21 protein-coding genes are annotated in these 22,875 nt (G+C 68.0%); 9 read left to right on the forward strand and 12 right to left on the reverse strand.

Annotated elements, in window-relative coordinates:
- Window positions 1-30: 30 nt before the first annotated feature.
- From LQZ87_RS01415 to LQZ87_RS01450, 8 genes are all read right to left on the reverse strand, one after another.
- Complete coding sequence (locus tag LQZ87_RS01415) at window positions 31-2,973, reverse strand: S8 family peptidase (RefSeq protein WP_230101652.1); 2,943 nt, start codon at window positions 2,971-2,973, stop codon at window positions 31-33.
- Between the two features lie 231 nt (window positions 2,974-3,204).
- Window positions 3,205-3,564, reverse strand: a complete 360-nt coding sequence (locus LQZ87_RS01420; protein WP_230101653.1) for a YciI family protein — start codon at window positions 3,562-3,564, stop codon at window positions 3,205-3,207.
- 33 nt (window positions 3,565-3,597) lie between these two features.
- Window positions 3,598-5,055, reverse strand: coding sequence for a cation acetate symporter (locus tag LQZ87_RS01425; protein ID WP_230101654.1), 1,458 nt, complete (start codon window positions 5,053-5,055; stop codon window positions 3,598-3,600).
- The gene (locus LQZ87_RS01430; protein WP_230101655.1) at window positions 5,052-5,402 is read right to left on the reverse strand and encodes a heavy metal transporter; all 351 of its coding nucleotides are present in this window, start codon (window positions 5,400-5,402) and stop codon (window positions 5,052-5,054) included. Before LQZ87_RS01430 ends, LQZ87_RS01425 begins: the two co-directional genes overlap by 4 nt.
- A 68-nt stretch (window positions 5,403-5,470) precedes the next feature.
- A complete protein-coding gene (locus LQZ87_RS01435; RefSeq protein ID WP_230101656.1) occupies window positions 5,471-6,190 on the reverse strand; it encodes a LytTR family DNA-binding domain-containing protein in 720 nt (239 codons plus the stop codon).
- A gap of 20 nt (window positions 6,191-6,210) precedes the next feature.
- Window positions 6,211-7,392 carry a sensor histidine kinase gene (locus LQZ87_RS01440; RefSeq protein ID WP_230101657.1) on the reverse strand — a complete coding sequence of 394 codons (1,182 nt, stop codon included), beginning with the start codon at window positions 7,390-7,392 and terminating at the stop codon, window positions 6,211-6,213.
- 38 nt (window positions 7,393-7,430) lie between these two features.
- Window positions 7,431-7,667 (reverse strand): YbdD/YjiX family protein, encoded by a 237-nt coding sequence (locus LQZ87_RS01445; protein WP_230101658.1) that lies wholly within the window; start codon window positions 7,665-7,667, stop codon window positions 7,431-7,433.
- A 14-nt stretch (window positions 7,668-7,681) separates the two neighbouring features.
- Window positions 7,682-9,976 (reverse strand): carbon starvation CstA family protein, encoded by a 2,295-nt coding sequence (locus tag LQZ87_RS01450; RefSeq protein ID WP_230101659.1) that lies wholly within the window; start codon window positions 9,974-9,976, stop codon window positions 7,682-7,684.
- Window positions 9,977-10,168: 192 nt separating this feature from the next.
- Between LQZ87_RS01450 and LQZ87_RS01455 the strand changes: the two genes are divergently transcribed.
- From LQZ87_RS01455 to LQZ87_RS01475, 5 genes are read left to right on the forward strand one after another with little or no spacing between them, the layout of a single operon-like run.
- Entirely contained in the window at window positions 10,169-10,711 is a 543-nt protein-coding gene (locus tag LQZ87_RS01455; RefSeq protein WP_230101660.1) for an ECF transporter S component, read from the forward strand.
- A gap of 20 nt (window positions 10,712-10,731) precedes the next feature.
- Complete coding sequence (locus LQZ87_RS01460; protein ID WP_230101661.1) at window positions 10,732-12,432, forward strand: energy-coupling factor transporter ATPase; 1,701 nt, start codon at window positions 10,732-10,734, stop codon at window positions 12,430-12,432.
- The gene (locus tag LQZ87_RS01465) at window positions 12,429-13,259 is read left to right on the forward strand and encodes an energy-coupling factor transporter transmembrane component T (protein ID WP_230101662.1); all 831 of its coding nucleotides are present in this window, start codon (window positions 12,429-12,431) and stop codon (window positions 13,257-13,259) included. The genes LQZ87_RS01460 and LQZ87_RS01465 overlap by 4 nt, the downstream gene beginning before the upstream one ends.
- Before the next feature lie 44 nt (window positions 13,260-13,303).
- Window positions 13,304-14,179 carry a siderophore-interacting protein gene (locus LQZ87_RS01470; RefSeq protein WP_230101663.1) on the forward strand — a complete coding sequence of 292 codons (876 nt, stop codon included), beginning with the start codon at window positions 13,304-13,306 and terminating at the stop codon, window positions 14,177-14,179.
- On the forward strand, window positions 14,176-14,727 hold the full coding sequence (locus tag LQZ87_RS01475) for an ECF transporter S component (protein WP_230101664.1): 552 nt from the start codon (window positions 14,176-14,178) through the stop codon (window positions 14,725-14,727). Before LQZ87_RS01470 ends, LQZ87_RS01475 begins: the two co-directional genes overlap by 4 nt.
- Before the next feature lie 38 nt (window positions 14,728-14,765).
- Here LQZ87_RS01475 and LQZ87_RS01480 read toward each other — a convergent pair whose 3' ends face one another.
- Window positions 14,766-15,929 carry an acyl-CoA dehydrogenase family protein gene (locus tag LQZ87_RS01480; RefSeq protein WP_230101665.1) on the reverse strand — a complete coding sequence of 388 codons (1,164 nt, stop codon included), beginning with the start codon at window positions 15,927-15,929 and terminating at the stop codon, window positions 14,766-14,768.
- Window positions 15,930-16,106: 177 nt separating this feature from the next.
- Window positions 16,107-17,033, reverse strand: a complete 927-nt coding sequence (locus tag LQZ87_RS01485; protein WP_230101666.1) for a M15 family metallopeptidase — start codon at window positions 17,031-17,033, stop codon at window positions 16,107-16,109.
- Between the two features lie 82 nt (window positions 17,034-17,115).
- Between LQZ87_RS01485 and LQZ87_RS01490 the strand changes: the two genes are divergently transcribed.
- Complete coding sequence (locus tag LQZ87_RS01490) at window positions 17,116-18,159, forward strand: Rv2578c family radical SAM protein (RefSeq protein ID WP_230101667.1); 1,044 nt, start codon at window positions 17,116-17,118, stop codon at window positions 18,157-18,159.
- 4 nt (window positions 18,160-18,163) lie between these two features.
- Here LQZ87_RS01490 and LQZ87_RS01495 read toward each other — a convergent pair whose 3' ends face one another.
- On the reverse strand, window positions 18,164-18,460 hold the full coding sequence (locus tag LQZ87_RS01495) for a MerR family transcriptional regulator (RefSeq protein ID WP_230101668.1): 297 nt from the start codon (window positions 18,458-18,460) through the stop codon (window positions 18,164-18,166).
- A gap of 153 nt (window positions 18,461-18,613) precedes the next feature.
- Between LQZ87_RS01495 and LQZ87_RS01500 the strand changes: the two genes are divergently transcribed.
- From LQZ87_RS01500 to LQZ87_RS01510, 3 genes are all read left to right on the forward strand, one after another.
- Window positions 18,614-19,051, forward strand: coding sequence for an Hsp20/alpha crystallin family protein (locus tag LQZ87_RS01500; RefSeq protein WP_230101669.1), 438 nt, complete (start codon window positions 18,614-18,616; stop codon window positions 19,049-19,051).
- 441 nt (window positions 19,052-19,492) lie between these two features.
- On the forward strand, window positions 19,493-19,939 hold the full coding sequence (locus LQZ87_RS01505; RefSeq protein ID WP_230101670.1) for a GNAT family N-acetyltransferase: 447 nt from the start codon (window positions 19,493-19,495) through the stop codon (window positions 19,937-19,939).
- Window positions 19,940-19,995: 56 nt separating this feature from the next.
- Window positions 19,996-20,535: a YaeQ family protein gene (locus tag LQZ87_RS01510; protein WP_230101671.1), complete on the forward strand. Its 540-nt coding sequence runs from the start codon at window positions 19,996-19,998 to the stop codon at window positions 20,533-20,535.
- Between the two features lie 26 nt (window positions 20,536-20,561).
- Here LQZ87_RS01510 and LQZ87_RS01515 read toward each other — a convergent pair whose 3' ends face one another.
- Window positions 20,562-22,712 (reverse strand): DEAD/DEAH box helicase, encoded by a 2,151-nt coding sequence (locus tag LQZ87_RS01515; RefSeq protein ID WP_230101672.1) that lies wholly within the window; start codon window positions 22,710-22,712, stop codon window positions 20,562-20,564.
- Window positions 22,713-22,875: the final 163 nt, after the last annotated feature.

Genomic DNA, 22,875 nt, shown 5'->3' on the forward strand with positions numbered 1-22,875 from the left:
GCGCCGAAGCACGAGGCGCCCCCGTGACAGCTACTCCGCGTCCACCGAGACGATCGTCCGCACGTCGGAGTCGCCGTACTGCACGACACCGAGGTAGCGCGTACCCGCGGTGAGACCCGACCAGCTGAGGTCATAACTCGTCTGTTGACCCTGAACCGCAGCCAGCGGGTTCGGGGTCGCCGTGAACGCGCCCTCACTGGACGAACCGACGTTGGCGTAGGTCATGTCCCACGTCATCGGCGCACTCGTCGAGTACACGTTCGCGACGACGAGATACGTGCCCTGCGCCGGGGTCGGAACAGTGACCTGCTCGTCAGCGGATGCGGTCGCCGACTGCCACATCTCGTAGTACCGCAGATCATCCGGTGCGACCACGCGGTAGACGGTCAGGTCGAGGTCGCTGCCCTCGTCGTCAGACGAATCGAGATCGAAGCGCGACAGCGTCGTGCCCTCCGGCACGTCCACGATCCACGCGACGTCCTTGTTCGCATCGCCCGAGTTCTCATCGCCGGAGTGACCTGGCACCGGGTGGTCCGGATCGGTGAGCAGCGTGAACGGCGTCAGACCCGACAGGTTCAGCGGCAGTTCGCCGTCGACACCCGGAGTGACCTCGACCGTGGTCGAACCGTCGACGCCTGTTCCTGCGACCTCGGCCGGAGCATCCGCCGTCACCGGGAAGACCGCGATCGGCGAGCGCACCTCGCCGGCCTCACCGGTCCAGGTGAGCGAGCCGGTCGCCCACTGCTCGACCGGCGCCGACGCGTTGTCGAACGTGACCGTGTACGTGGCCGTCTCACCCGCTGCGCCGAACGACAGCGTCGACGGCTCGACCGTGACGTTCACCCCAGGCACATCAGCACTCGCGGTGTACGTGCCTGCAGCAGTGGACGTCACCGTACGGGTGACCGTCTGAGCGCTGGCCAGGGTGCCGATGGAGATCGATGCCTGGTTGAGATCGCTGCCGTCGATCGGCTCGACGCCGTCGAACTCCGCCAGCCCCTTGCCCTCGAGGAACGCCGCCCAGTCGGCCACGCCGTTGAGGTACAGCAGACCCGGCTCGAAGAACCTGGTCGGATCGACCTGACCTGCACCCTGCGCGAACGGGTCGGTGTTCTTCGACCCGTCCGCGTTCACGGTGTCGTACGCGGTGGTCATCATCGCGGACTTCACTTCAGCCGGCGACGCGGTCGGCCGCTCGCCGAGGTACAGCGCGCCGAGACCGGCGATGTGCGGTGACGCCATCGACGTGCCCGACAGGATGCCGAAGGTCGGCTTGTCCTTGCGAGCGTTGTTGGTCGCGGCGAGGATCGCCACGCCAGGAGCAGCGATGTCGGGCTTCATGACGTCGCTGCCGTCGGCGTGCATGGGACCGCGGCTCGAGAAACCCGCGATCTGCGGCACCGGCGTCGTCTCATCAGTCGTGTTCTCGCCGGTGAGCGTGATCGGTCGATCTGCTCCACCCTGCACATACGCGAGGACGGCCTCGCGGTACGCGGACGACAGGTGCACGGTCGGCACGACGTGGAAGTCGTTGTCGAGCGAATCGGCTTCGCCCGGCACGTTGACCAGCACCATGCCCGCACCGCCGGCATCCTTCACGACCTGCGACTTCTCCACACGCGCGTTGACGCCACGGTCGCAGACCACGATGTGCCCCGAGACTTTCGCGGGGTCGAGCGTTCCCGGCATGCAGAGTCGCGCGTCGACTGCACCTGCGGCCGTCGCGTCACCCGCATAGATCGACGGACCGGTGACGGTCTTGCCGAACGGAACCGAGACGGATGCTCCGGCCTGCGCGAACCCGTCGAAGCTGACGGTTCCCTCCCACGTCGGGATCGTGGATGCCGCAACCGTCGTGTACCAGGGCGACGCGTGGTCGGCCGTGACGGCATCCGGACCGTCGTTGCCGGCGCTGACGGACACGAAAACGCCCGCGGCCGCCGCGTTCAGGAACGCGATGTCGTCCGGCTGCAGAACCGATGTGGCTGCGCCTCCGCCGATCGAGTAGTTGATGACGTCGACGCCGTCGGCCACGGACTGGTCGATCGCCGCGATCAGGTCGCTCAGCGCGCAGATGTCATCGGTCGTCACGAGCGGGTCGGGCCCGACGTAGCAGGCCTTGTACGCGGAGATCTTGGCGGCCGGGGCCACCCCGGAGATCGTCCCCAGCTTCACGCCCTCGACCTGCGCCTTGATTCCGAAGACTCCGGCGGCGGTGCTCGCGGTATGCGAGCCGTGGCCGTCGCCGTCACGCGGCGAGAGGTAGTCGTACTGGAAGTCGAAACCGGCCGCCGCGGCCCCAGTCGAGAAGTACTGCCCGCCCACGAGCTTGGTCGTGTAGTCGTGCTTGTCCCAGTCCTGACCGCCGACGATGGCGCTGCGGAACTGCGTTCCGTCCGACTTGTCGAAGTAGACGTAGGAGCCGTCGCTGTACGGTTCCCCCTTGCTCTTCTTCGGCTTTTTCTTCAGCTTGTCGCCGTCGAACGAGGGATGCTCGGGGGCGATCCCGGTGTCGATCACACCGACCACGACGCCCTCGCCGGCCTTCTTCACGCCGCCGGTTGCCTCCCACACGCCGCCCTTGCCGCGCTTGTCGTCGCCGAGCCCGAGGAAGTCGGTCGAGGACTGCGCATCGGGGTGCCGGATCTCGTCGGGGAACACCCCGAGCACGTCCTTCGACGATCGCAGCGCGTCGACCTGATCGCCGCTGAGGTCGGCGCTGAAGCCGTTGAGCGTCACCTGGTAGGTGACATCCGGCGTGACGCCCTCGGCCTGAGCGAGCTTGCGCTGCTCGTTCTCCAGGTGCGCGACGTACTTCTGCGAGTCGGCGGAGTGCGCATCGAGCGGCTTGCCCGGGTTCGGCTTCGTGCGCCGAAGGCCCTTCGTGTCGCCCTCGTAGGTCGCCAGCGGATCGGCCTTCATGACGACGATGTAGTGGCCGGGCGTTCCCTCGACGGGTGCGGGATGTGTCACCTCCTCGACGCCTGCGTAGCCTGCGGTTGCCGAAGTCCCGATGACGAGTGCGGCGAGTGTGACGCCCACTGTCAACCGGAGGGGTGATCGACCCATGTATCTGCTCCGATGATCGTGCACGGCCTCGTTGCCGCGCCGTCGCTCAACCTAACGCCGGATCGCACAGGGGCACCATTGGCCGTTCCGCCAGAGGAGATCCGACCTATGGCCGGTCGATCCGCTCCTGATCGATCAATTGGTGCGGGACGGATCGACGAAACCCCCGCTGTGCACCAGGCGCACTTCGACGCCACCGGATCCGCGAATCGCCGGGTTGATGCCGGCGATGGCGAGCGCGGCATCCCAGCCTTCCGCCTCGATGATGTAGACACCCGCGACGACCTGCGCGCTGTCGACGAACGTCCCCTCCGCGACCCCGTCGGCCCTGATCGAGCGGGCCAGGTCTCGAGGCGTGAAAGCCCAAGCGGCGGTCATCACGCCGGCGGCGGAGAGCTCATCGCCGTGTCCGTTGGGCTCGGCCAGATCCTCGTCCGTGGCGTCCAGCGCGTGGGCGGAGTCGTCGGAGTAGATCAGGACTGCATACTGCGGCATCGGAGCATCCATTCGGTCGATCGGGATCAGAGCCTATACCCGCTCCGGAGTGTGCAGCCGGGCGAGATAGCGGTCGACGCGCGTCGGCGTGCCGCGGGTGTCGAGCAGCGAGACGCCGATCGTCGTGGCGGTCGCGAGCGGGATCGTCCACGCCGCCGGCTGGGCGAGGAACGGAGCCGCGAGACCCACCCCGTCGACGGCCGCGTACACGATCAACGACAGCGTGCAGGCGACCCCGCCGGTCACCATCCCGGCGACCGCCCCTCGGGCCGTGAGTCCTGCCCACCACACCCCGAGCAGGACGACGGGAGAGAGCATGGATGCCGCGAACACGAACACCATGCCGACGCTCGAGCCGAGCCCGGCGGGCGTCGTGAGCAGCGCGACAGCGAGCGGCACCGCCGCGCACAGCACAGCGGAGAGGCGGAACGAGCGCACCGATCCGGAGAAGACGTCCTGACTGACGACGCCTGCCAGCGACACGATGAGCCCGGCCGACGTGGCCAGGAACGCGGCGAACGCACCGGAGACGACCAGCGCGGTGAGCAGTTCGCCGAACAGCCCGGGGAACACGCGCGACGGCAGCACCAGCGCCGCAGTGTCGGCGACAGCGGGATCGGCGAGGTCAGGTGCGACGATGCGCGAGACCAGGCCCATCCCGCTCGATACCGCGTAGAAGGCGCTCACCATGACGATCACGAGCACCGTCGTCTGCCGGGCGGAGACGCCGGTCGGGCTGGTGTAGAACCGCACGAGCACGTGCGGCAGCCCCATGGTCCCGAGCAGCAGCGCGAGCATGAGCGACACCGTTTCGTACAGTCCGAAGCCGGCGGGCCCCGCCTCGGCGGGGAAGATCGTCACAGGGTCGATGTCGTGCGGCCCGCCGGTGAGTGCGAACACGATGCAGACGAGCGGTACGAGCAGCGCGAACAGCTTCAGCCAGTACTGGAACGCCTGCACGTAGGTGATCGCCCGCATGCCTCCGGCGGCGACCGACCCGGCGACGAGAACGGCGATCGCGACCTCGCCGACCCACGGCGGGAACCCGGCGACGACGGTCAGCGTGAGGCCGGCGCCGTGCAGTTGCGGCACGATGTACAGCCAGCCGATCACGAGCACCGCCAGACTCGTGATCCGCCGCGCACGCACCGACTCCAGTCGCGCCTCGATGAAGTCGGGGATCGTGTACGCGCCGCTGCGCCGGAGCGGCGCCGCCACGAACACGAGCACGAGCAGATAGCCCGCGGCGTATCCGATCGGGAACCAGAACCCTCGAGCGCCCTCGAGCAGCACGAGCCCGGAGAGACCGAGGAACGTGCCGGCCGACAGGTACTCGCCGCTGATCGCCGACGCGTTCCACACCGGACGCACGGTGCGGGAGGCCACGAAGAAGTCGCCGGTGGTGCGTGAGACCCGCAGTCCGTAGACGCCGATGAGAAGCGTCGCGACGATCACGAGCGCGATGCCGACCAGATCGAAGACCGGGTTCATCCGCGCTCCTCGAGGGCTCGGTACCGGCGCTCGTTGCGGGCCGCCCCGCGCACGTAGAGCAGCGCGAAGCCCACGATCACCGGGTAGAACGCGAACGCATGCAGGATCCACGACAGTGGAAGCCCGGCGATCACGACCTGGTCGATCTCGGGGATCAGTGAGATCACCAGGGTCAGCGTCGCGGCGATCACGATGAATCCGGCGACGGTGCCGAGCGCGAGCCGGAGCTGACTGCGACGCAGGGCGCGCGCGTAGACGGCATCCGCGTCATCGACCGGTGAGCCGGGCAGCGCGATGCCTCTGGTCGCCCCCGCACCGCTCGATCCCTGGCCCGGACGAAGCGTCACGGAGCGGGTCGTCGGCGCCCCGGTCACGCGCACGCGCCGGGGTGGATTCTGCCCTGGCGGATGCTGGGTCACCGTGCGCTCTCCCGGCGCACGAGCGCCTCCCGAACAGCGGGCAGCAGGCGGCGGCTCACCGGCAGCACGACCGCGCCGACCGTGACCGACGGCTCGCTGCCGGACAGCTTGGCCTCGCCGATGGCGGCCGCCGCGGCGAGGTACGAGCGGTGCACGCGCACGAACCCGGCATCCGCCCACCGCAGTTCGAGCTCCGAGATCGGGATTCGCACCAGGTGGCCGATCGCGTCACCCGTGTGCAGCCGCGAGTAGTCGCCCTGCGCCTGCACCCACTGCACCTCGCTCCGCCGAACGAAACGCACACTCGACCCGACCGTGACCGAGAGCACTTCGTCCTCGGTATCCGTCGCCGCTCCGCCGAGCTCGACGACGCGGTCGATGGCACGGCGGAGTCGGTCGGTGCGCACGGGTTTGAGCAGGTAGTCGGCTGCGCGCAGCTCGAAGGCGTCGACCGCACGCGCGTCGTCTGCGGTGACGAACACGACGGCCGGCGGCTCCGCGAGCCCCGTCAGCGCACGCGCGAGCTCCATGCCGCCGAGCCCCGGCATGTGGATGTCGAGGAAGGCGATCGCGACGGCGCGCTCGGTGAGCGCGCGCAGCGCCTGAGCGCCGGAGCCCGCCAGGACGATCTCGCCGATGCGCGCGTCACGGCGCAGCAGGTGTGCGAGCTCGTCGCGCGCCGGCTGCTCGTCATCCGCCACCAGGACGTCGATCATCGCACCCTTCCTCAGATGTGTCAGCCCCGTTGCGGATCGTGCAACGGCTGCGACTTCGGGATCCGCATCCGCACCAGGGTACCGGCGCCGGTGTTCGTCTCCACGACCAGTCCGCCATCGCTTCCGTACAGCTGACGCAACCGGGTGTCGACGTTGCGCAGCCCCACGTGCGCGCCGTCGACCGCCGAGGTCAGCAGCGTGCGCAGGATCTCAGGGTCCATGCCGACGCCGTCGTCCTCGATCGTGATCTCGGTGTGCGTGCCGTCATCGGCCGAATCGATCCTGATCGTTCCGCCGCGCTCCCCCGGCTCGAGACCGTGCCGCACCGCGTTCTCGACCAGCGGCTGCACGGACAGGAAGGGGATGACGGTCGCAAGCGTCTCCGGCGCGATCCGCAGAGTCACCTCGAGCCGGTCGCCGAACCGCGCGCGCTCGAGGGTCAGATACGCATGGATGCTCTGCAGCTCCTCCGCAAGCGTCGTGAAATCGCCCTGCCGGCGGAAGGAGTAGCGGGTGAAGTCCGCGAACTCGAGAACGAGGTCGCGCGCGCGTTCGGGGTCGGCGTGGATGAACGACGCGATCGCCGTGAGCGCGTTGTAGATGAAGTGCGGCGAGATCTGCGCGCGCAACGACCGCAGTTCGGCCTCGGCGAGGGCCGTACGCGAAGCATCCAGCTCTCCGAGCTCGACCTGCGCAGCGCACCAGTCGGCGACCTCGCCGGCAGCGCGGACGAGCGCGGCGCGCACCGGCGCGGCGAACGCGACGACCACCCCGGCGACCTGGCCGTCGACGACGATCGGAGCGCCGACCGCCTCCAGCTCCTCGCCGTCGGGGTGCGGGAAGACCTGCCGCCGCCCCGATTCGCGGATCAGCCCGGCGATGCGCACGGCGGATGCCTCCAGCCCGTCGGCCGCCCCGTCGATCGCGACGGTGTCTCCGTCACCGACGATCGCGACGGCCGCGCTGCCGAGCAGAGCCCGGAAGTGCCGAGCGGCGCGGACGACGTCGGGACTGCTCAGCCCGCCCCGAAGATCTCGCGCGGCGAGGCTCGCGTGGTGCATGACCTCGTAGGACGCGTGCTCGGCCGCGCTCCCGAGGTCTGCCGAACCGCGCGCGAGCCTGCGCGCGAGGAGCAGCAGCACTGTGACGGCGATCCCGCCGAGCACGCCCAGGACTGCGGCGAGCACGACGGGATCGGTCATGCAGTCAGCCTAGAAGACACCCTCAACAGCACGTATTCTCAACAGCAACGCGCGCCAGGATTGCGGTCCTGCTCGTCCATGCGGTCCCGCCAGAACTGACGCTCCGTCATGGGTTCCTCGTCCGGATGCCGGCGCCGGTGGTGCGCGAGGTAGGTCTCATAGGCGCTGTCGCCCATGAGGTTGCGCATGTACCAGCGGATGCCGCGGCCGGCCCTGGCCACCCACGCGGCGAGCGCGCGGAGCGGGTCGGTCACGGCATCCGTCTGATTCGTCATGACAGGCGATCCGCTCAGTGGTGCGCCGTCGTCCGGCGCTCCTCTTCCACGATCGGCTCCCATTCCTTCTCGAGTTCGCGTTCGGCGCGAGTCGGGATGAACCCCGAGGGCGCATAGCGGTTCGACGCGATCGGCTCGTCCTCGGTGTTCTCGCCGCCGCCGTTGCGGATCGCCTTGATCGTCACGACGACCGCGACGATCATCACGATGATCGCGAGGACGACGAAGATGATCGACAGGCTGCCCTGCACCGCGGTGTTGCGGATGACCGCCTCGACGACCGCCGGCTCTCCGAGACTCGTGTCTCCCGTGGCCAGCGCCTCCTGGTACTTGAAGTTGTTCGCCCAGTAGCCGACAGCCGGCACCGGCGAGAAGATCTTGTACATCGAGGCGGTGATCGTGATGACGGCGGTGAACGCGAGCGGAGCCGCCACGATCCAGAGCCAGCGCAGGTAGTTCTTGCCGCGCTTGGCGACGATCGCCATGACCACGGCGAGCGCGATCGCGGCGAGCAGCTGGTTGGCGATGCCGAACAGCGGGAAGAACGTGTTGATGCCGCCGAGCGGGTCGGTGACTCCGAGGATCAGGATGTAGCCCCAGCCGGCGACCATGATCGCCGTGCAGATCCACACACCCGGGCGCCACGAGACGTCACGGAACTTCGGGAACCAGGTGCCGATCGTGTCCTGCAGCATGAAGCGGGCGACGCGGGTTCCGGCATCCACCGCGGTGAGGATGAACAGCGCCTCGAACATGATCGCGAAGTGGTACCAGAACGCCATGAGCGCCTGACCGCCGAGAGCCTGCTGCATGATGTGCGCGAGGCCGAGCGCGAGCGTCGGCGCACCGCCGGTGCGCGACACGATCGACGGCTCTCCGACATCCGCCGCAGTGCCGGTCAGCATCTCCGGAGTGATGTTCACGCCGGTCAGACCCAGCGAGTTCACGAACGCCACCGCGCCCTCGACCGTTCCTCCGGTCAGAGCCGTCGGCGAGTTCATCGCGAAGTAGATCCCCTGGTCGATCGAGATCGCGGCGACGAGGGCCATGATCGCGACGAAGGACTCCATGAGCATTCCGCCGTATCCGATGAAGCGCGTCTGCCGCTCCTTCTCGACGAGCTTCGGCGTCGTGCCGGAGGAGATCAGCGCGTGGAATCCGGAGAGCGCCCCGCAGGCGATCGTGACGAACAGGAACGGGAACAGCGAGCCGGAGAACACCGGCCCCATGCCGTTCTCGCCGAAGATCGTGACCGCGGGAACCGAGATCTCAGGGCGCACGATGACGATCGCGCCGGCGAGCATCACGATCACGCCGATCTTCATGAACGTCGACAGGTAGTCGCGCGGTGCGAGCAGCAGCCAGACGGGGAGGATCGCGGCGATGAAGCCGTAGATGATGATGCCCCAGGCGATCACGCCGCGGTCGAGGTGGAACACCTCTGCACCCCACTCGGTGCCGGCGACCCAGCCGCCTCCGACGATCGCGGCCATGAGCAGCACGAAGCCGATGATCGAGACCTCGGTGACCTTGCCGGGGCGGAGGAAGCGCAGGTAGACGCCCATGAACAGCGCGATCGGGATGGTCATCGCGACCGAGAAGACGCCCCACGGGCTCTCGCCGAGTGCATTGACGACGACCAGGGCGAGGATCGCCACGATGATGATCATGATGAGGAGCGCGGCGATGATCGCGGCCGTGCCGCCGATCCTGCCGAGTTCCTGGCGGGCCATCTGACCGATGGTGCGGCCACCGCGGCGCATCGAGAAGAACAGCACGGTGTAGTCCTGAACGGCACCGGCGAGCACGACGCCGACGATGATCCAGATCGTGCCGGGGAGGTAGCCCATCTGCGCTGCGAGCACTGGCCCGACGAGCGGGCCGGCGCCGGCGATGGCGGCGAAGTGGTGGCCGTAGAGCACGCGGCGGTCGGTGGGGACGTAGTCCTTGCCGTCCTGCTTGACCTCGGCCGGCGTCGCGCGCTTGTCGTTCGGTCGAAGGAGGTACCGCTCGATGACCTTGGAGTAGAAGCGGTAGCCGATCAGGTACGTGCAGACCGCGGCGAACACGAACCAGATCGCGTTGACCGTCTCGCCGCGGACGATGGCGAGCATCGTCCAGGCCACGGCTCCGAGGAGCGCGATCGCGGCCCAGAGCGCGATCTTCGGCCAGGTCCAGCGGCCGGCCTTGGCGTCCTGCTCCGGAGTGAGAGATGTGGGTGGGAGATTCGGATCGCTGACGAGTACGGGCTCGCCGTCGATGACAGCGCCTGCTCGGGACTGCGAGCGGCGCGACGAAGGTGATGACATGGATGCTCCTTGTGTGCGCGTCATTGCGTGTCCCAACGCTAGGAACTCGTGACCGCGCGCACCCGTCGCCTGATCGACGGATGCGACGAGCGGCACCGCCGGGGCGACGAACGGTGCGATCGCGCTGCTCGAGCATGGTTTTCCCCGGTCTCGGAGGGGACCGTGCGCCCGCCGCGCGACTAGGCTGATCAGGTGCCCAAGACCCGTGTCCTGACGACCCGCGTGCTGCTCATCTGCGCCGCTGTCGGTGTCGCCACGGGCCTCGTCTCGGCGGGCGCCGGCTACCTCAGCGTGCCGGTCTCCGCGGCCGTGCCGGTGCTGTACGGGCTCATCCTCGGCTCGCATGTCCTGCCCGGCATCGTCGCCCAGTCATTGCTGCGCGTACCCGGTGTCGCGCTGGTCGCGCACGTGCTCGCAGCCCTGGTCTCGAGTGCCTTCGCTCCGGCCTGGGTACTGCGCTACATCGGCACTGCACTGCTGATCGGTCTCATCCAGGAGGGCATCACCGCGATCGGCCGGTACCGCTACTGGGGCCTCGGTCGGTTCATGATCTCGGCGGTGATCGTCGGAATCATCCTCGCCGTGCCGATCGGACTGGCCGTCGATCTCGACCGGTTCGAGCCCTGGGCCAGAGTGCTGTACCTCGTGATGTTCATCGTCGGGCCCGTCGCGTGGACCTTCATCGGCGCGCGCATCGGCGCATCGCTGCGACGAGCGGGCGTCGCAACCAGGTAAGGGTCGGCTAACCTGGGTACGTGCTCCCATCCGTGCCCCTGCTTCGCGTGCGCGACCTCTCGCTCACACACGCAGGCGCAACGCACCCGTCGCCCAGCGACGTGAGCTTCGACGTGCAGCCTGGCGAGGTCGTCCTCGTGCTCGGACCGAGCGGATCGGGCAAGTCGACGTTGACGCTCGCGCTGAACGGGCTCATCCCGCAGTCGGTCCCCGCCGACGTCGCAGGCACCGTAGAGGTCCGAGGACGGAGCACCGTGGACACCCCGGTGGCCGAACTCAGCTCGGACGTGGCGATGGTGTTCCAGGATCCGGACGCGCAGCTGGTCACCGGCACGCTCCTCGACGAGGTGGCGTTCGCCCTCGAGAACCTGCTGCTTCCCGTCGCCGAGGTGCTCTCGCGATCGGAGCAGGCGCTGCGCCGGGTCGGCCTCTGGGAGCGCCGCGCCTGGAACCCCGATCGCCTGTCCGGCGGCGGACGCCAGCGTCTGGCGATCGCCTGCGCCGTCGCGATGGGGTCCCCCCTGATCGTTCTGGACGAGCCCACCGCGAACCTCGACCCGCAGGGCATCGACGACGTCTACGACGCCCTGACCGATCTCGTGGCATCCGGTGATCGTGCCGTCATCCTCGTCGAGCACAATCTGGATGCCGCGATGCGCTTCGCGACCCGCGCGATCGTGCTCGACCAGCAGGGCCGGCTCGCCTTCGACGGCCCCGTCGCCGAGATCCTGCGCGAGCACACCGAGGAGCTCATCGCCATGGGCGTGTGGCTGCCGGCCGCGACCCTCGCCGGACGGATGCTGCGCGAACGCGGCGTCCTGGATGCCGAGACACCTCTCCCACTGACGCCGGAGGAGTTGGCGGGGGTGGTGAACGGCTTCGGGACGTTGAGCGAGCGCAGCGAGACGACACGGATTGAGCGAGCCGAAGGCGGGTCGAAATCGTCACCGATGATCGTCCGGTCGAGGAACCTCAGCGTGAAGCGCGGACGCGCGGAGGTGCTGCACGGCATCGACCTCGACATCTCCGCAGGGTCCCTCACCGCGATCGTGGGCGCGAACGGCGCCGGCAAGACCACGCTCATCCAGGCCCTCGCCGGCGTCGTGCCTCCGCCGCGGAACCGGATCACGATCGACGGCATCGACCCCGGCCGCGCTTCCCCTCGCGACCTCGCCGCCCGCGTCGGCTTCGTGTTCCAGAACCCCGAGCACCAGTTCATCGCGCACACCGTCTTCGACGAGCTCGCGCACGGCCTGCGCCTCCGCGGCGCCTCGGATGCCGAGATCTCCGACCGCGTCGGCGAGATGCTGAGCCGGTTCGGGCTCGAGCACAAGGCGGACGTGCATCCCTTCCTGCTCTCCGGCGGAGAGAAGCGACGGCTGTCCGTCGGCACCGCGCTCATCACGCGTCCCGCCGTCCTCGCACTCGACGAGCCGACCTTCGGCCAGGATCGTGCCCGCGCCGACGAACTGCTGCGGCTGCTGAAGGGCCTGAGATCGGAGGGCACGACGATCGTCATCGTCACGCACGATCTGCAGCTCGTCGCCGACCACACCACCCACACGGTCGTTCTGGCCGACGGCCGCGTGCACGCCGCAGGACCGACGGACGAGCTGTTCGCGACCGAACGGCTCTTCGAGACCGCAGGCCTCCGGCTGCCGGCACTGCACCGGGCGCTGAACCCGCAGTTGCGCGGACTCCTCACCGAGACCACGCGATGACCGCCATCACCTCCCCCACCGCCACGGTCGACCCGTACGCCCCCGGGGCGCCGGCACCGGCCAGGCGGTTCCTGAATCACCTCAATCCCCTCGCCAAGGTCGGCGCCGTCCTCCCGGCGATGGTGCTGCTGATCTTCGTGCGCGATCTCGCGACGCCGCTGTGGTTCACCGCGATCGCCTACGCACTGATCGTGATCGGCGCCCGCCTCACCGCGCGGACGGCTGCGCTGCTGTTCCTCGCCGTTCCCCTCGGCGTGATCGCGATCGGCTTCGGCTTCTCACTCTGGGTCGATGCCTCCGGCGTCGACGACACGGCGCCGTTCCTGCAGATCGGCGGCTGGACCCTGTTCAGCGGAGCCGTGCAGATCGGATTCGCGACCGCGCTGCGGCTGGCTTCCATCCTCGCGCTCGCGTTGATCGGCGGGCTCACGACGACCGGACCCGACCTCGTCCGCGCCGGCATCCAGCATCTCCGCGTGCCGTACCGGATCGGGTACACGGCACTCGCGGCGTATCGCTTCGTGCCGCGGTTCGGATACGAGCTCAGCGTGATCCGCGCCGCGCACCGGGTGCGCGGTCAGCACGGAGGCCGCGGTCCGTTCGCGCGCATCGCCCGCGGTTGGGGATACATCGTCCCGCTGCTGGCCGGCGCGATCCGGCACGCAGAGCGCGTGGCGCTGGCGATGGATGCTCGCGCCTTCGGCGCCCACCCGACGAGGACAGAGCGGCACCTGGTGCCCTTCCGCACGCGCGACGTCGTGTTCATCGTGCTGTTCATCACGGCATCCGCGACGATCTTCGCGCTCACGTTCCCCTGGCAGCTCTGACTCCCGCACCGAGCAGCCCGAGCCCGACATCTGAAAGGCGACCGATGGCATTCAGCAAGATGGTCAAGCCCGAGACCACCGAGCTCCTTCCGCTCGAAGTGCTGCGCACCGAGCGGCTCGCACCGCACTGGATGCGCGTGACCCTCGGCGGCGGCGAGATCTCGAAGTTCCGGACGAGGGGCTACGACCAGTGGTTCCGGCTCTTCATCCCCGTCACCGGCGACGCCGGGCTCGAGCGCGTTCCGGCGAAGGCGCACAAGCTCTTCGGGTATCTGAAGTTCCTGCGGATACCCGACGGGGAGCGACCGGTGATGCGCAACTACAGCGTTCGCGAGTACCGACCGGCCACGGGCGACCACGGCGCGGAGATCGACGTCGATTTCGTGCTGCACGGCTCTGCGGCCGACGGCACCGCCGGCCCGGCATCCCGCTGGGCGGAGACGTGCCGCCAAGGCGATCGCGTGCTGATCATCGACGAGGGACTCACGTTCAACCCCGAGCGCGGCGTCGACCGCGTGGTGCTCGTCGGCGACGAGACCGCCCTGCCGGCGATCGCCTCGATCTGCGCGTCGCTGCCGGAGGCCGCATCCGGCATGGCGATCATCGAGGCGCCGTCCGAGGACGACATCCTCGAGTTCGCGCATCCGGAGGGCATCTCCGTGGAATGGATCGTGCGTCCGCACGCCGTCGACCCCGGATCGCTCGCGCTGACCGCGCTGCGCGATGCCGCGCTGCCGAATGCTCCGTTCCATGCGTATGCGGCAGGAGAGCAGGCTCTCGCGTCCGGAGTGCGCAAGCAGCTCGTCACCGACCGCGGTGTCGACAAGAACACCGTCAGCTTCTGCGGCTACTGGAAGATCGGCGCGGCCTCGCCGACCTCGAAGGCCGCTCGCGACCTGGCGGCGGAGCCGCTGGCATGAGCGAGGCACGACGCATGCCGCGGATCTCGACGACCCTGCTGCTGACCTGCGCAGCACTCGGCGTCGCCGGAGGTCTGCTGCTGGCCCCAGCGAACTGGCTGTCCACCGTGCTCCTGACGCTGGGCAATCCGGTGCTGTCCGTGGCGATCACCGGGCTGTGGGTGCTGCCGTCGGTGATCGCACTGCGGCTGCTCCGCCGGCCGCTGGTCGGGCTGCTCGTCGGCGTGATCGCCGGGCTCGTGATCGCGCCGTTCTCCGGATACGGCTTCTACAGCGTGATCACCAACGCGTCCTGGGCGCTGCCGGCCGAGTTGCCGTTCATGATCGTGCTGTGGCGCTTCTGGAAGACCTGGATGCACTATGCCGGGGCGGCCGTGCTCGGCGTGGTCTACCCGCTGTTCTCCTGGGAGTTCTTCCACATGGGATCGCAGCCGCTGTGGTCGCAGATCCTCTTCTTCGCGGTGACCTTCGCAAGTTGCGTTGGGGCGACGGCGCTCGGCATCCTCATCGCCGACAAGCTGCGCGCCGCAGGCGTCGGACGCCGCTGAGCGCTGCACCTCAGGTTGCAGCACTCAGCGATGGCGTATCAGCGCTTGCCGACGATCTGGCGACCGACGAGATCGCGCATGATCTCGTTGGTGCCGCCGTAGATGCGGTGCACTCGGGCGTCGGTGAACGCGCGGGCGATCGGGTACTCCATGATGTAGCCGTAGCCGCCGTGCAGCTGAACGCCGGTGTCGAGCACCTCCCACTCGCGCTCGGTCGCCCAGTACTTGACCTTCGCGGCATCCTCTGCGGTGAGCTTCTGGTCCTTGTAGGCCAGCAGCGCGCGGTCGATGTAAGCCCACATGACCTCGGTCGTGGTGACCATGTCGGCGAGCTGGAAGCGCGTGTTCTGGAAATCCGCGATCCGCTCGCCGAACGCCTCGCGGTCCTTGGTGTAGGTGATGGTCCAGTCGGTCGCAGCCTGTGCCGCCGCTGCTGCCGCGACGCCGATCGAGAGGCGCTCCAGCGGCAGGTTCATCATCAGCTGGATGAAGCCCTGGCCCTCCTTACCGCTGATGAGGTTCTCGTCGGGGACGAACACGTCGGTGAAGCTGAGTTCAGCGGTGTCCCAGCCGTGGAAGCCCATCTTGCGCAGCTTCTTGCCCTGGTCGAACCCTTCCATGCCCTTCTCGAGGATGAGCAGGCTGAACGCATCGGGGCGGTTGCCCTCACCGGTCTTCACGAACGTGACGACGATGTCGGCCGTCGTACCGGAGGAGATGAAGGTCTTGGCACCGTTCACGATGTAGCCGCCGTCGACCTTCTTCGCGTTGGTCTTGATGCCGCGGAGGTCCGAGCCCGCACCGGGGTCGGTCATGGCGAGCGCGCCGAGCACCTCGCCGGTGGCCATGCGAGGCAGCCACTTCTCCTTCTGCTCCTGCGTGCCCATGTGCACGAGGTAGGGCACAGCCAGGTCGTCCTGGATGCCGAAGGCCCCGGCCAGGGAACCGGCTCCTGAGGCGATGACCTCTTCCATCACGATGGTGCGGAAGCGGTAGTCCTGCAGCATGCCCGCGCCGCCGAACTCTTCGGGGACGGAGAGTCCGATGAGACCGGCCTCGCCGGCGGCGAGCATGGTCTCGCGGTCGATCTCGCCCGCGGCATCCCACTTCTCGATGCTCTCGGTGCTCACGTGCCGCTTGACGAAGTCCTTGACCAGGTCGCGGAATGCCTCGTGGTCCTCGTCGTAGATGTCGCGTTCCATGCCGTCCTCCCGAACGTGTCTGGCGTCTTTGCTCCGCCGAGTCTATGCCGGAGAGCGGATGCCGAGGCCGGGCATTGTGAGAATGCATCCCACGATGCGTGACACTGGGTTCCGCGTTTGTGGGATGCCACAGATCCGTGCATCCACCCCCGGGATGCGGCCGCCCGACGGCGTGCGTCAGTGCGCGTAGTCGGGAGCGGCCGGCAGGCCGAAGAACTCCTCGAGAGTCCGGTACCCGCCCTCGTGGTAGGTCTCGGCGAGCGCGGGACCGATGTAGCGCAGATGCCACGGTTCGGGTTCATACCCGGTGGTCGGAGTCGCACCGGCCTCGTAGCGGACGACGAACCCGTACTCCCACGCATGGGCGGCGACCCAGTCGCTCTCCGGGGTTCCGCCGAAGTTCGCGATCTCACCGCAGCCGCGGCTGCACGCGACGACGTCGACCGCGAGGCCGGTCTGATGCTCGCTGAACCCAGGGCGCGCCGATCCCAGGTCTGCCGTGCGCTGCCCCTCTGCACTCACCAGACCGGTGTAGTTCGAGACCTGCAGCAGGTACGAACGGTAGGCGTTGTTCATTCCGAGCACGCCCGATCCCGACCGCTCGAGGTCTGCGGCCATGTCGCCGAGAGCGGCTGCGGCACCCTGGTGGATCATGCGCGACGACGTCGTCTGCTGGATGGGCGACTCGATCAGGTCGACGGGAACGTAGTCAGTGGGGTTCAGCTCATGGGTCTTGTTCACGACGACCCAGATGCGGGCAGGGTCCATCAGAGAGATGCAGGGCGCGTTGCCGACGACGACAGCATCGCGGAACGCCGCGCCTCCGCCGAAGGCGGCGATCACCGCCTCATCGTCCCCCGCCGCGATGGCGTCGGCGACCGCCGATTCAGCGCACGGATCGGCAGCCGGCACGGCCGCGACGTGCACCCCGGGGAGCTGAGCGGCCGCAGCCGGAACCGGAGGCACGGACGCGTCGACGGGCGCGGGCACGTCCGCCAGCGCCCACATCGCACCCAACGCGGTGACCGCGAGCCCGATCGGTAGGGCGACCGAGAGCGCACGGCGTGGACGCGACGCGTGCCGCGGGTACCGGGCGTCGCTCATGCTTCCATTCTTGCTTAACTCGAATCGAACATATTTCTTAAACCTGATTGACTTTATCTCGCCGTTTTGTTCGAATGGCCGTATGCGGTGGCAGGGACAGACGATCGACGATGCGGATGCCGCGGCGCTGCCCGGCCTCGAGAATCGCACCGGCATCGTGCGCTCCGTGACGACACCCGAGTTCGCGGACATGACCTTCCACGAAGTGCTTGCGAAGTCGGCGCTGAATCATGTTCCTGGCGGATCGCGGATGCCGTTCAGCTGGACGATCAACCCGTACCGCGGATGCTCTCATGCCTGCACCTATTGCTTCGCCCGCGGAACGCATCAGTACCTCGACCTCGACGGCGGCACGGACTTCGACTCGCAGATCGTCGTGAAGACGAACGTGGCGGAGGTGCTGCAGCGCGAGCTGCGGCGGGGCTCCTGGAACCACGAGACGGTGGCACTGGGGACGAACACCGACCCGTATCAGCGGGCAGAGGGCCGCTACCGGCTCATGCCGGACATAATCCGCGCCCTGGCCGAGTCCGGCACCCCGATGTCCATCCTCACCAAGGGCACGCTGATCCGGCGAGACATCCCGCTGCTGGTGGAAGCCGCCAGGTCCGTACCCGTCGACATCTCGATGTCGATCGCGATGTACGACGACGAGCTGCAGCACTCCATCGAACCGGGGACCCCGTCGACCCAGGCGCGCCTGGACACCGTTCGCGCGCTGGCTGGTGCCGGATTCCGCGTCAGCGTGTTCCTCATGCCGGTCCTGCCGCATCTGACCGACTCGGTCGAACACATCGACCACGCGCTCCGGCGGATCAAGGACTCCGGCGCCGACCACGTGATCTACGGCGCTCTGCACCTCCGTGCCGGGGTGAAGCCCTGGTTCATGCAGTGGCTGGAGCGCGAGCATCCCGAGCTGATGTCCTCGTATGGCGGGCTCTACCCCGGCGCCGCCGCCGATGCTCCCAAGGCGTACCGGCAGTGGCTGGCGAAGCGGATCCGGCCGCTGATCCGCGCCCATGGGCTCGAAGCACGGCACTCCGATGACGCCTACCCGACGAGGCAGTTGACGAGACCGGCTGTACTGACGCCCACCGCTCCGCCGGCGCAGCCGATGCTGTTCTGACCCGTCATTCGACTGTCTCGGCGCGTTGAGAATCGTCGTCGGCTCGCTCTTCGGCCTCGTCCAGCTGGGCGCGTAGAAGGCGATTGGCAGCCTCTAGTGCGAGCACGTGGCGGGCGCCGACGAGGTTCACGCCGGCGTCGAGCAACTCGATCACTCGTCGAAGGATGGACAGGTCATCTTCGCTGTAACGGCGGGTTCCGCCGGGGGTGCGGCTGGGCTCGAGCAGGCCTTTGCGTTCATACAGTCGCAAGGTTTGTTCGCCGACGCCGACGAGCTCTGCGGCGACGGTGATGCCGTACACGCCACGCGCGCTCAACGTCTCCGATGCGTCATCCAAAGTATCTCGTCCTTCCGGCTTGCATTACCTGTGTGCCTGGAGGTATAAAACCTATACCACTCAACACAGATTATCGAGTGGTCCACAACACCACAGTGAAATGGAGGAGATACAGAAATGCTGTTGCAACATGACCCATTCCGTGACCTCGACCGGCTCACACAGCAGGTGTTCGGAACGGTCGCCCGGCCATCCGGTATGCCCCTGGACGCGTGGCGCGAGGGAGATGAGTTCGTAGTTGAGCTCGACCTCCCCGGTATCGATTCGGAGAAGCTGGATATCGATGTGGAGCGCAATGTCCTCACGATCACGGCGGAGCGACTCAGCCACATCCCCGACGCAGCCAATACCGTGGCGGCGGAGCGCCCATGGGGCGTCTTCAGTCGCCAGCTGGTGCTCGGGGATGCGCTGGATACCGAGAAGGTCGACGCGGACTACACCGCCGGCGTGCTGCGGCTGCGGATCCCCATTGCGGAACAGGCCAAGCCTCGCAAGATCAACGTCAACAGCCGGGACGCCATCCAGAGGAAGGAGGCCAAGAGCATCAACGCGTGACCGGAGCGCACTCTCCGAATCGCACTCTCCAGTCCCGACGGGAGGTGAATACATGATCCCCGACACCACCGCAACGGCCGCCGATACCACCGCGGCTACCCAACAGGCCACCCTCGAGTTACTGCTGCAGGACCGAGAGTGGGTGCAGGCCCAGTTCGCGGCGATCATGACCGCCTCCGGCTTCGGTGATCGCGTCATCCTTGGAACTCTCCCCGACCCGCCATACGATCACGTTTCCCGGGTCCGCGACAGGAACCCCCGATGGCGTTCCCTCGATCGACTCGCGATTGCGAGGGTCATATCGAGAGTTCGATCACCCCCGGACCGGTCATGACCTTCATCAAGCGCCCGGAGCCCCACCGGAGGGCTCCGGGCCGCGCCTGGCACGCTCCCGCGGAGAGCTGAATGTCCGCCGATCAACGCAGAGAGGAGATGAGGAGGATGCTCCAACTTGTCGAGCTTTCCCCCTCGACAATCGTCGATGTAAACAACATGTCGCTGAAGCCCGGGCAAGAGGAGTTTCTCTCCCCTGTGAGCTACGGCATCGCCGCCACGGTAGTGAACCCGCTCACGTCATGGCAGCGGGTCGTACTCGACGGCGACCAAGTCGTCGGCTTTCTCAGCGCGAACTTCGAAACCGACGCCCCCTACGAGCACTTCCGCTCCGTACTCTGGCGCATCAACGTCGACGCCGAGGAACAGCGCCGGGGGATCGGCCGCTTCGCTGTGGAAAAACTGAAAGAGGAAGCGCGCAAACGCGGGTTCGACCACGTCAACGTCATGTACGAAGCCGGCGAGCCCGGCCCGGACGCTTTCTTCCGCAACATGGGATTTGAACCGGTCGGAGAGACGGAATTCGGCGAAGTCATCGCCCAGGTTCGCGTCTAGATTCCTCGATGACAAGACGGGGCGTCGAAGCCCGGCGGCGCGTAGGCTCGATGATCATGGCAATCGGTTCGACGATCTACACGTTCGCGGTGCAGCTGGCCGACATGGACCGCGGGGTCTACGACGACCTGACGCTGCGCGTGGCGCGGCATCCGTCCGAGACCGACGCGTACATGGTGACGCGTCTGCTCGCGTACTGCCTCGAGTACACCGAGGGGATCGCCTTCGGCGAGGGCATCTCACAGGCCGATGAGCCGGCGGTGATCGTCCGCGACCTCACCGGCGCGGTCACGGCGTGGATCGAGGTCGGAGCACCCGACGCCGAACGGCTGCATCACGGCAGCAGGCTCGCTGATCGCGTCGCCGTCTACACGCATCGCGATCCGGCGAAGGTCATCGCCCCGTGGGCCGGCAAGCGGATCCACAACGCCGAGGCCATCGAGGTGTTCAGCTTCGACCCCGGTTTCATCGACGACGCGGTTCGCCTGCTCGAGCGGCGCAGCACCGTCACCCTGACCGTCACCGAGCGGCAGCTGTACCTCGACCTCAACGGCACGACGCTGAGCTCGGCCGTGCACGCGCACTCCGCCGTGTGAGAGCGGGGTGCGCGTGCTGACGGCGATCAGGCCGTGAGCTCGGCCGAGCTCGGCATCCGTCCTGCGACCTCTTCGAGGATGTCGTCGCCGAGACGCGCCTGCTCGAACGGTGCATCGATCTCCGCACGGCTGAGCAGCTCGCTCATGCGACGCTCGCGCTGACGGGTGATGAGCGTGACGACGCGGCCGGTGCGGCCCGCGCGACCGGTACGGCCGGAGCGGTGCATGTATGTCTTGTACTCGTCCGGAGCATCGGCCTGGATCACCAGATCGATGTCGTCGACGTGGATGCCGCGTGCCGCGACATCTGTCGCCACGAGCACGTTTACTCGACCCGAGGTCATCTTCTGCAGGTTGCGTGTGCGCTTGGCCTGATTCAGGTCACCGTGCAGCGAGACGGCCGGGATGCCGGCATCCTCGAACTGCTCTGCGAGCATCTCGGCGAATGCGCGGGTGCGCGCGAAGACGAGCGTCTTGCCATCGCGGTCGACCATCGAGGTGAGGATCTCGGCCTTGTCGCGGTGGTCGATCACGAGCACGCGGTGGTCGATGGTGCTGGAGTCCTGGTCCTCACCCGCGACCTCGTACACCGCCGGGTCGACGAGGAACTCGTCGACGAGCGCTGCGACCTCGCGGTCGAGCGTCGCCGAGAACAGCAGCTTCTGGCTGCCCTCCCGGGTGTGGCGCAGGATGCGCTGCACCGGCTCGACGAATCCGAGCTCGCACATGTGGTCGGCCTCGTCGAGGACGGCGATGCGGCAGTCCGACAGGTCGAGCTTGCCCTGGTTGATGAGGTCCTCGATGCGGCCGGGGGTGCCGATCACGATGTCGACGCCCTTCTTCAGCGCACCGACCTGACGGGCCTGCGGAACGCCGCCGTAGATCTGCGTGGTGAACAGGCCGACGCTGCGGGCGATCGGCTGCACAGTGCGGTCGATCTGCAGCGCGAGCTCACGCGTCGGAGCCAGGATGATCGCCTGCGGGTTGCGACCGAACTCGCGGCGCTTGCCCGCCTGCGCCTTCAGGATGCTCTCGACGAGCGGGGCGCCGAAGGCGATGGTCTTGCCGGAGCCGGTGCGTCCACGGCCGAGCACGTCGCGCGCCTCGAGGATCGACGGGATCGTCGCGGCCTGGATCGGGAACGGGGACTCTGCGCCCATGTTCTTCAGCGTCTCGACGATGTTCGAACCGAGTCCGAGATCGGCGAACGTGGTTCCTTCGACCTCGGGCGCTGCGACGACGTTCGCCTTCAGACGCTCATGGACGACGTCCTCGGTCGGCTCGAAGCGCTTGGCAGGAGCCTGCTTGTTCCAGTCGTCGCGGCTCGGGCGCTGCGCGCGGTCGTCGCGGCGGGGGCGGTCGTTCGAGCCGCGGTCGTCACGACGGGGACGGTCGTCGCGGTTGAAGCGAGGACGCTCGCCGTTCTGACGCGGGCGCTCGTCGCGGTCGCTCGTGAATGGACGACGGTCGTCACGGGCCGGACGCTCATCGCGGTTGAACGGACGACGGTCGCCACCACGATCGTTGCGATCGTTGAAAGGACGACGGTCGTCGCGAGCCGGACGCTCATCCCGGTTGAACGGACGACGGTCGCCACCACGATCGTCGTTGTAGCGAGGGCGCTCGTTCCGTTCGCTGTTGAAGCGCGGGCGATCCCCCTGGAAACGCGGACGGTCGCCGCCGCGTTCGTCGCGACGGGGACGGTCGTCGTAGCGACGCTCGCCCGCCGGACGGTCGTTGTTGTAGCGCGGACGCTCGCCGTAGGAGCCACGCGAATCCTGCGACCGCTCGTCGCGATGGTGCGGTGCCTCACGGCGTCCGGACACGGCGCGACCGCGGATGCCGCGGGCCTCGTCGCGCCCGGCGCGGTCCTGATCCGACCAGCGGCGCTTCGGAGCGCCGCTCTCGGAATCGGCAGGGCGGTAGCCGCGGTGGCTGGGGCTCTTGCTGCCGGGGCGGCGGTCGAAACCGCGATCGGACGTGCGGCTGCGGTCGGAGGAGAAGCCGCGGTCGCCGGCATCCGTGCGTGCGTCGCGGCCGTCGCGAGCGTCGCGATCCGGACGACCTGCTGCCGGCCGGCCACCAGCGTGACGGTCGTGGAACGACGTCTTCTTCGCGAAGCGCGGCTCGAAGTTGCGGGACGGGCGACCGCCCTTGGGCTTGCCATTCTTGGGCATGGTGTTTCCTGACTGTCTCTGACACGAGAACAGCATCCGCAGGCGGCGCACAGAGATCAGCGCACGGCGGACATACCCGAGCATCCATCGGCCGGGGCCATTCATGTGATGGTTTATGAACCATCGGCCCCTGGGCTCACACTTGATTCAGAACTTCCCGCGA

It is taken from the genome of Microbacterium sp. Bi121 (assembly GCF_918698005.1).
GTDB lineage: Bacteria > Actinomycetota > Actinomycetes > Actinomycetales > Microbacteriaceae > Microbacterium.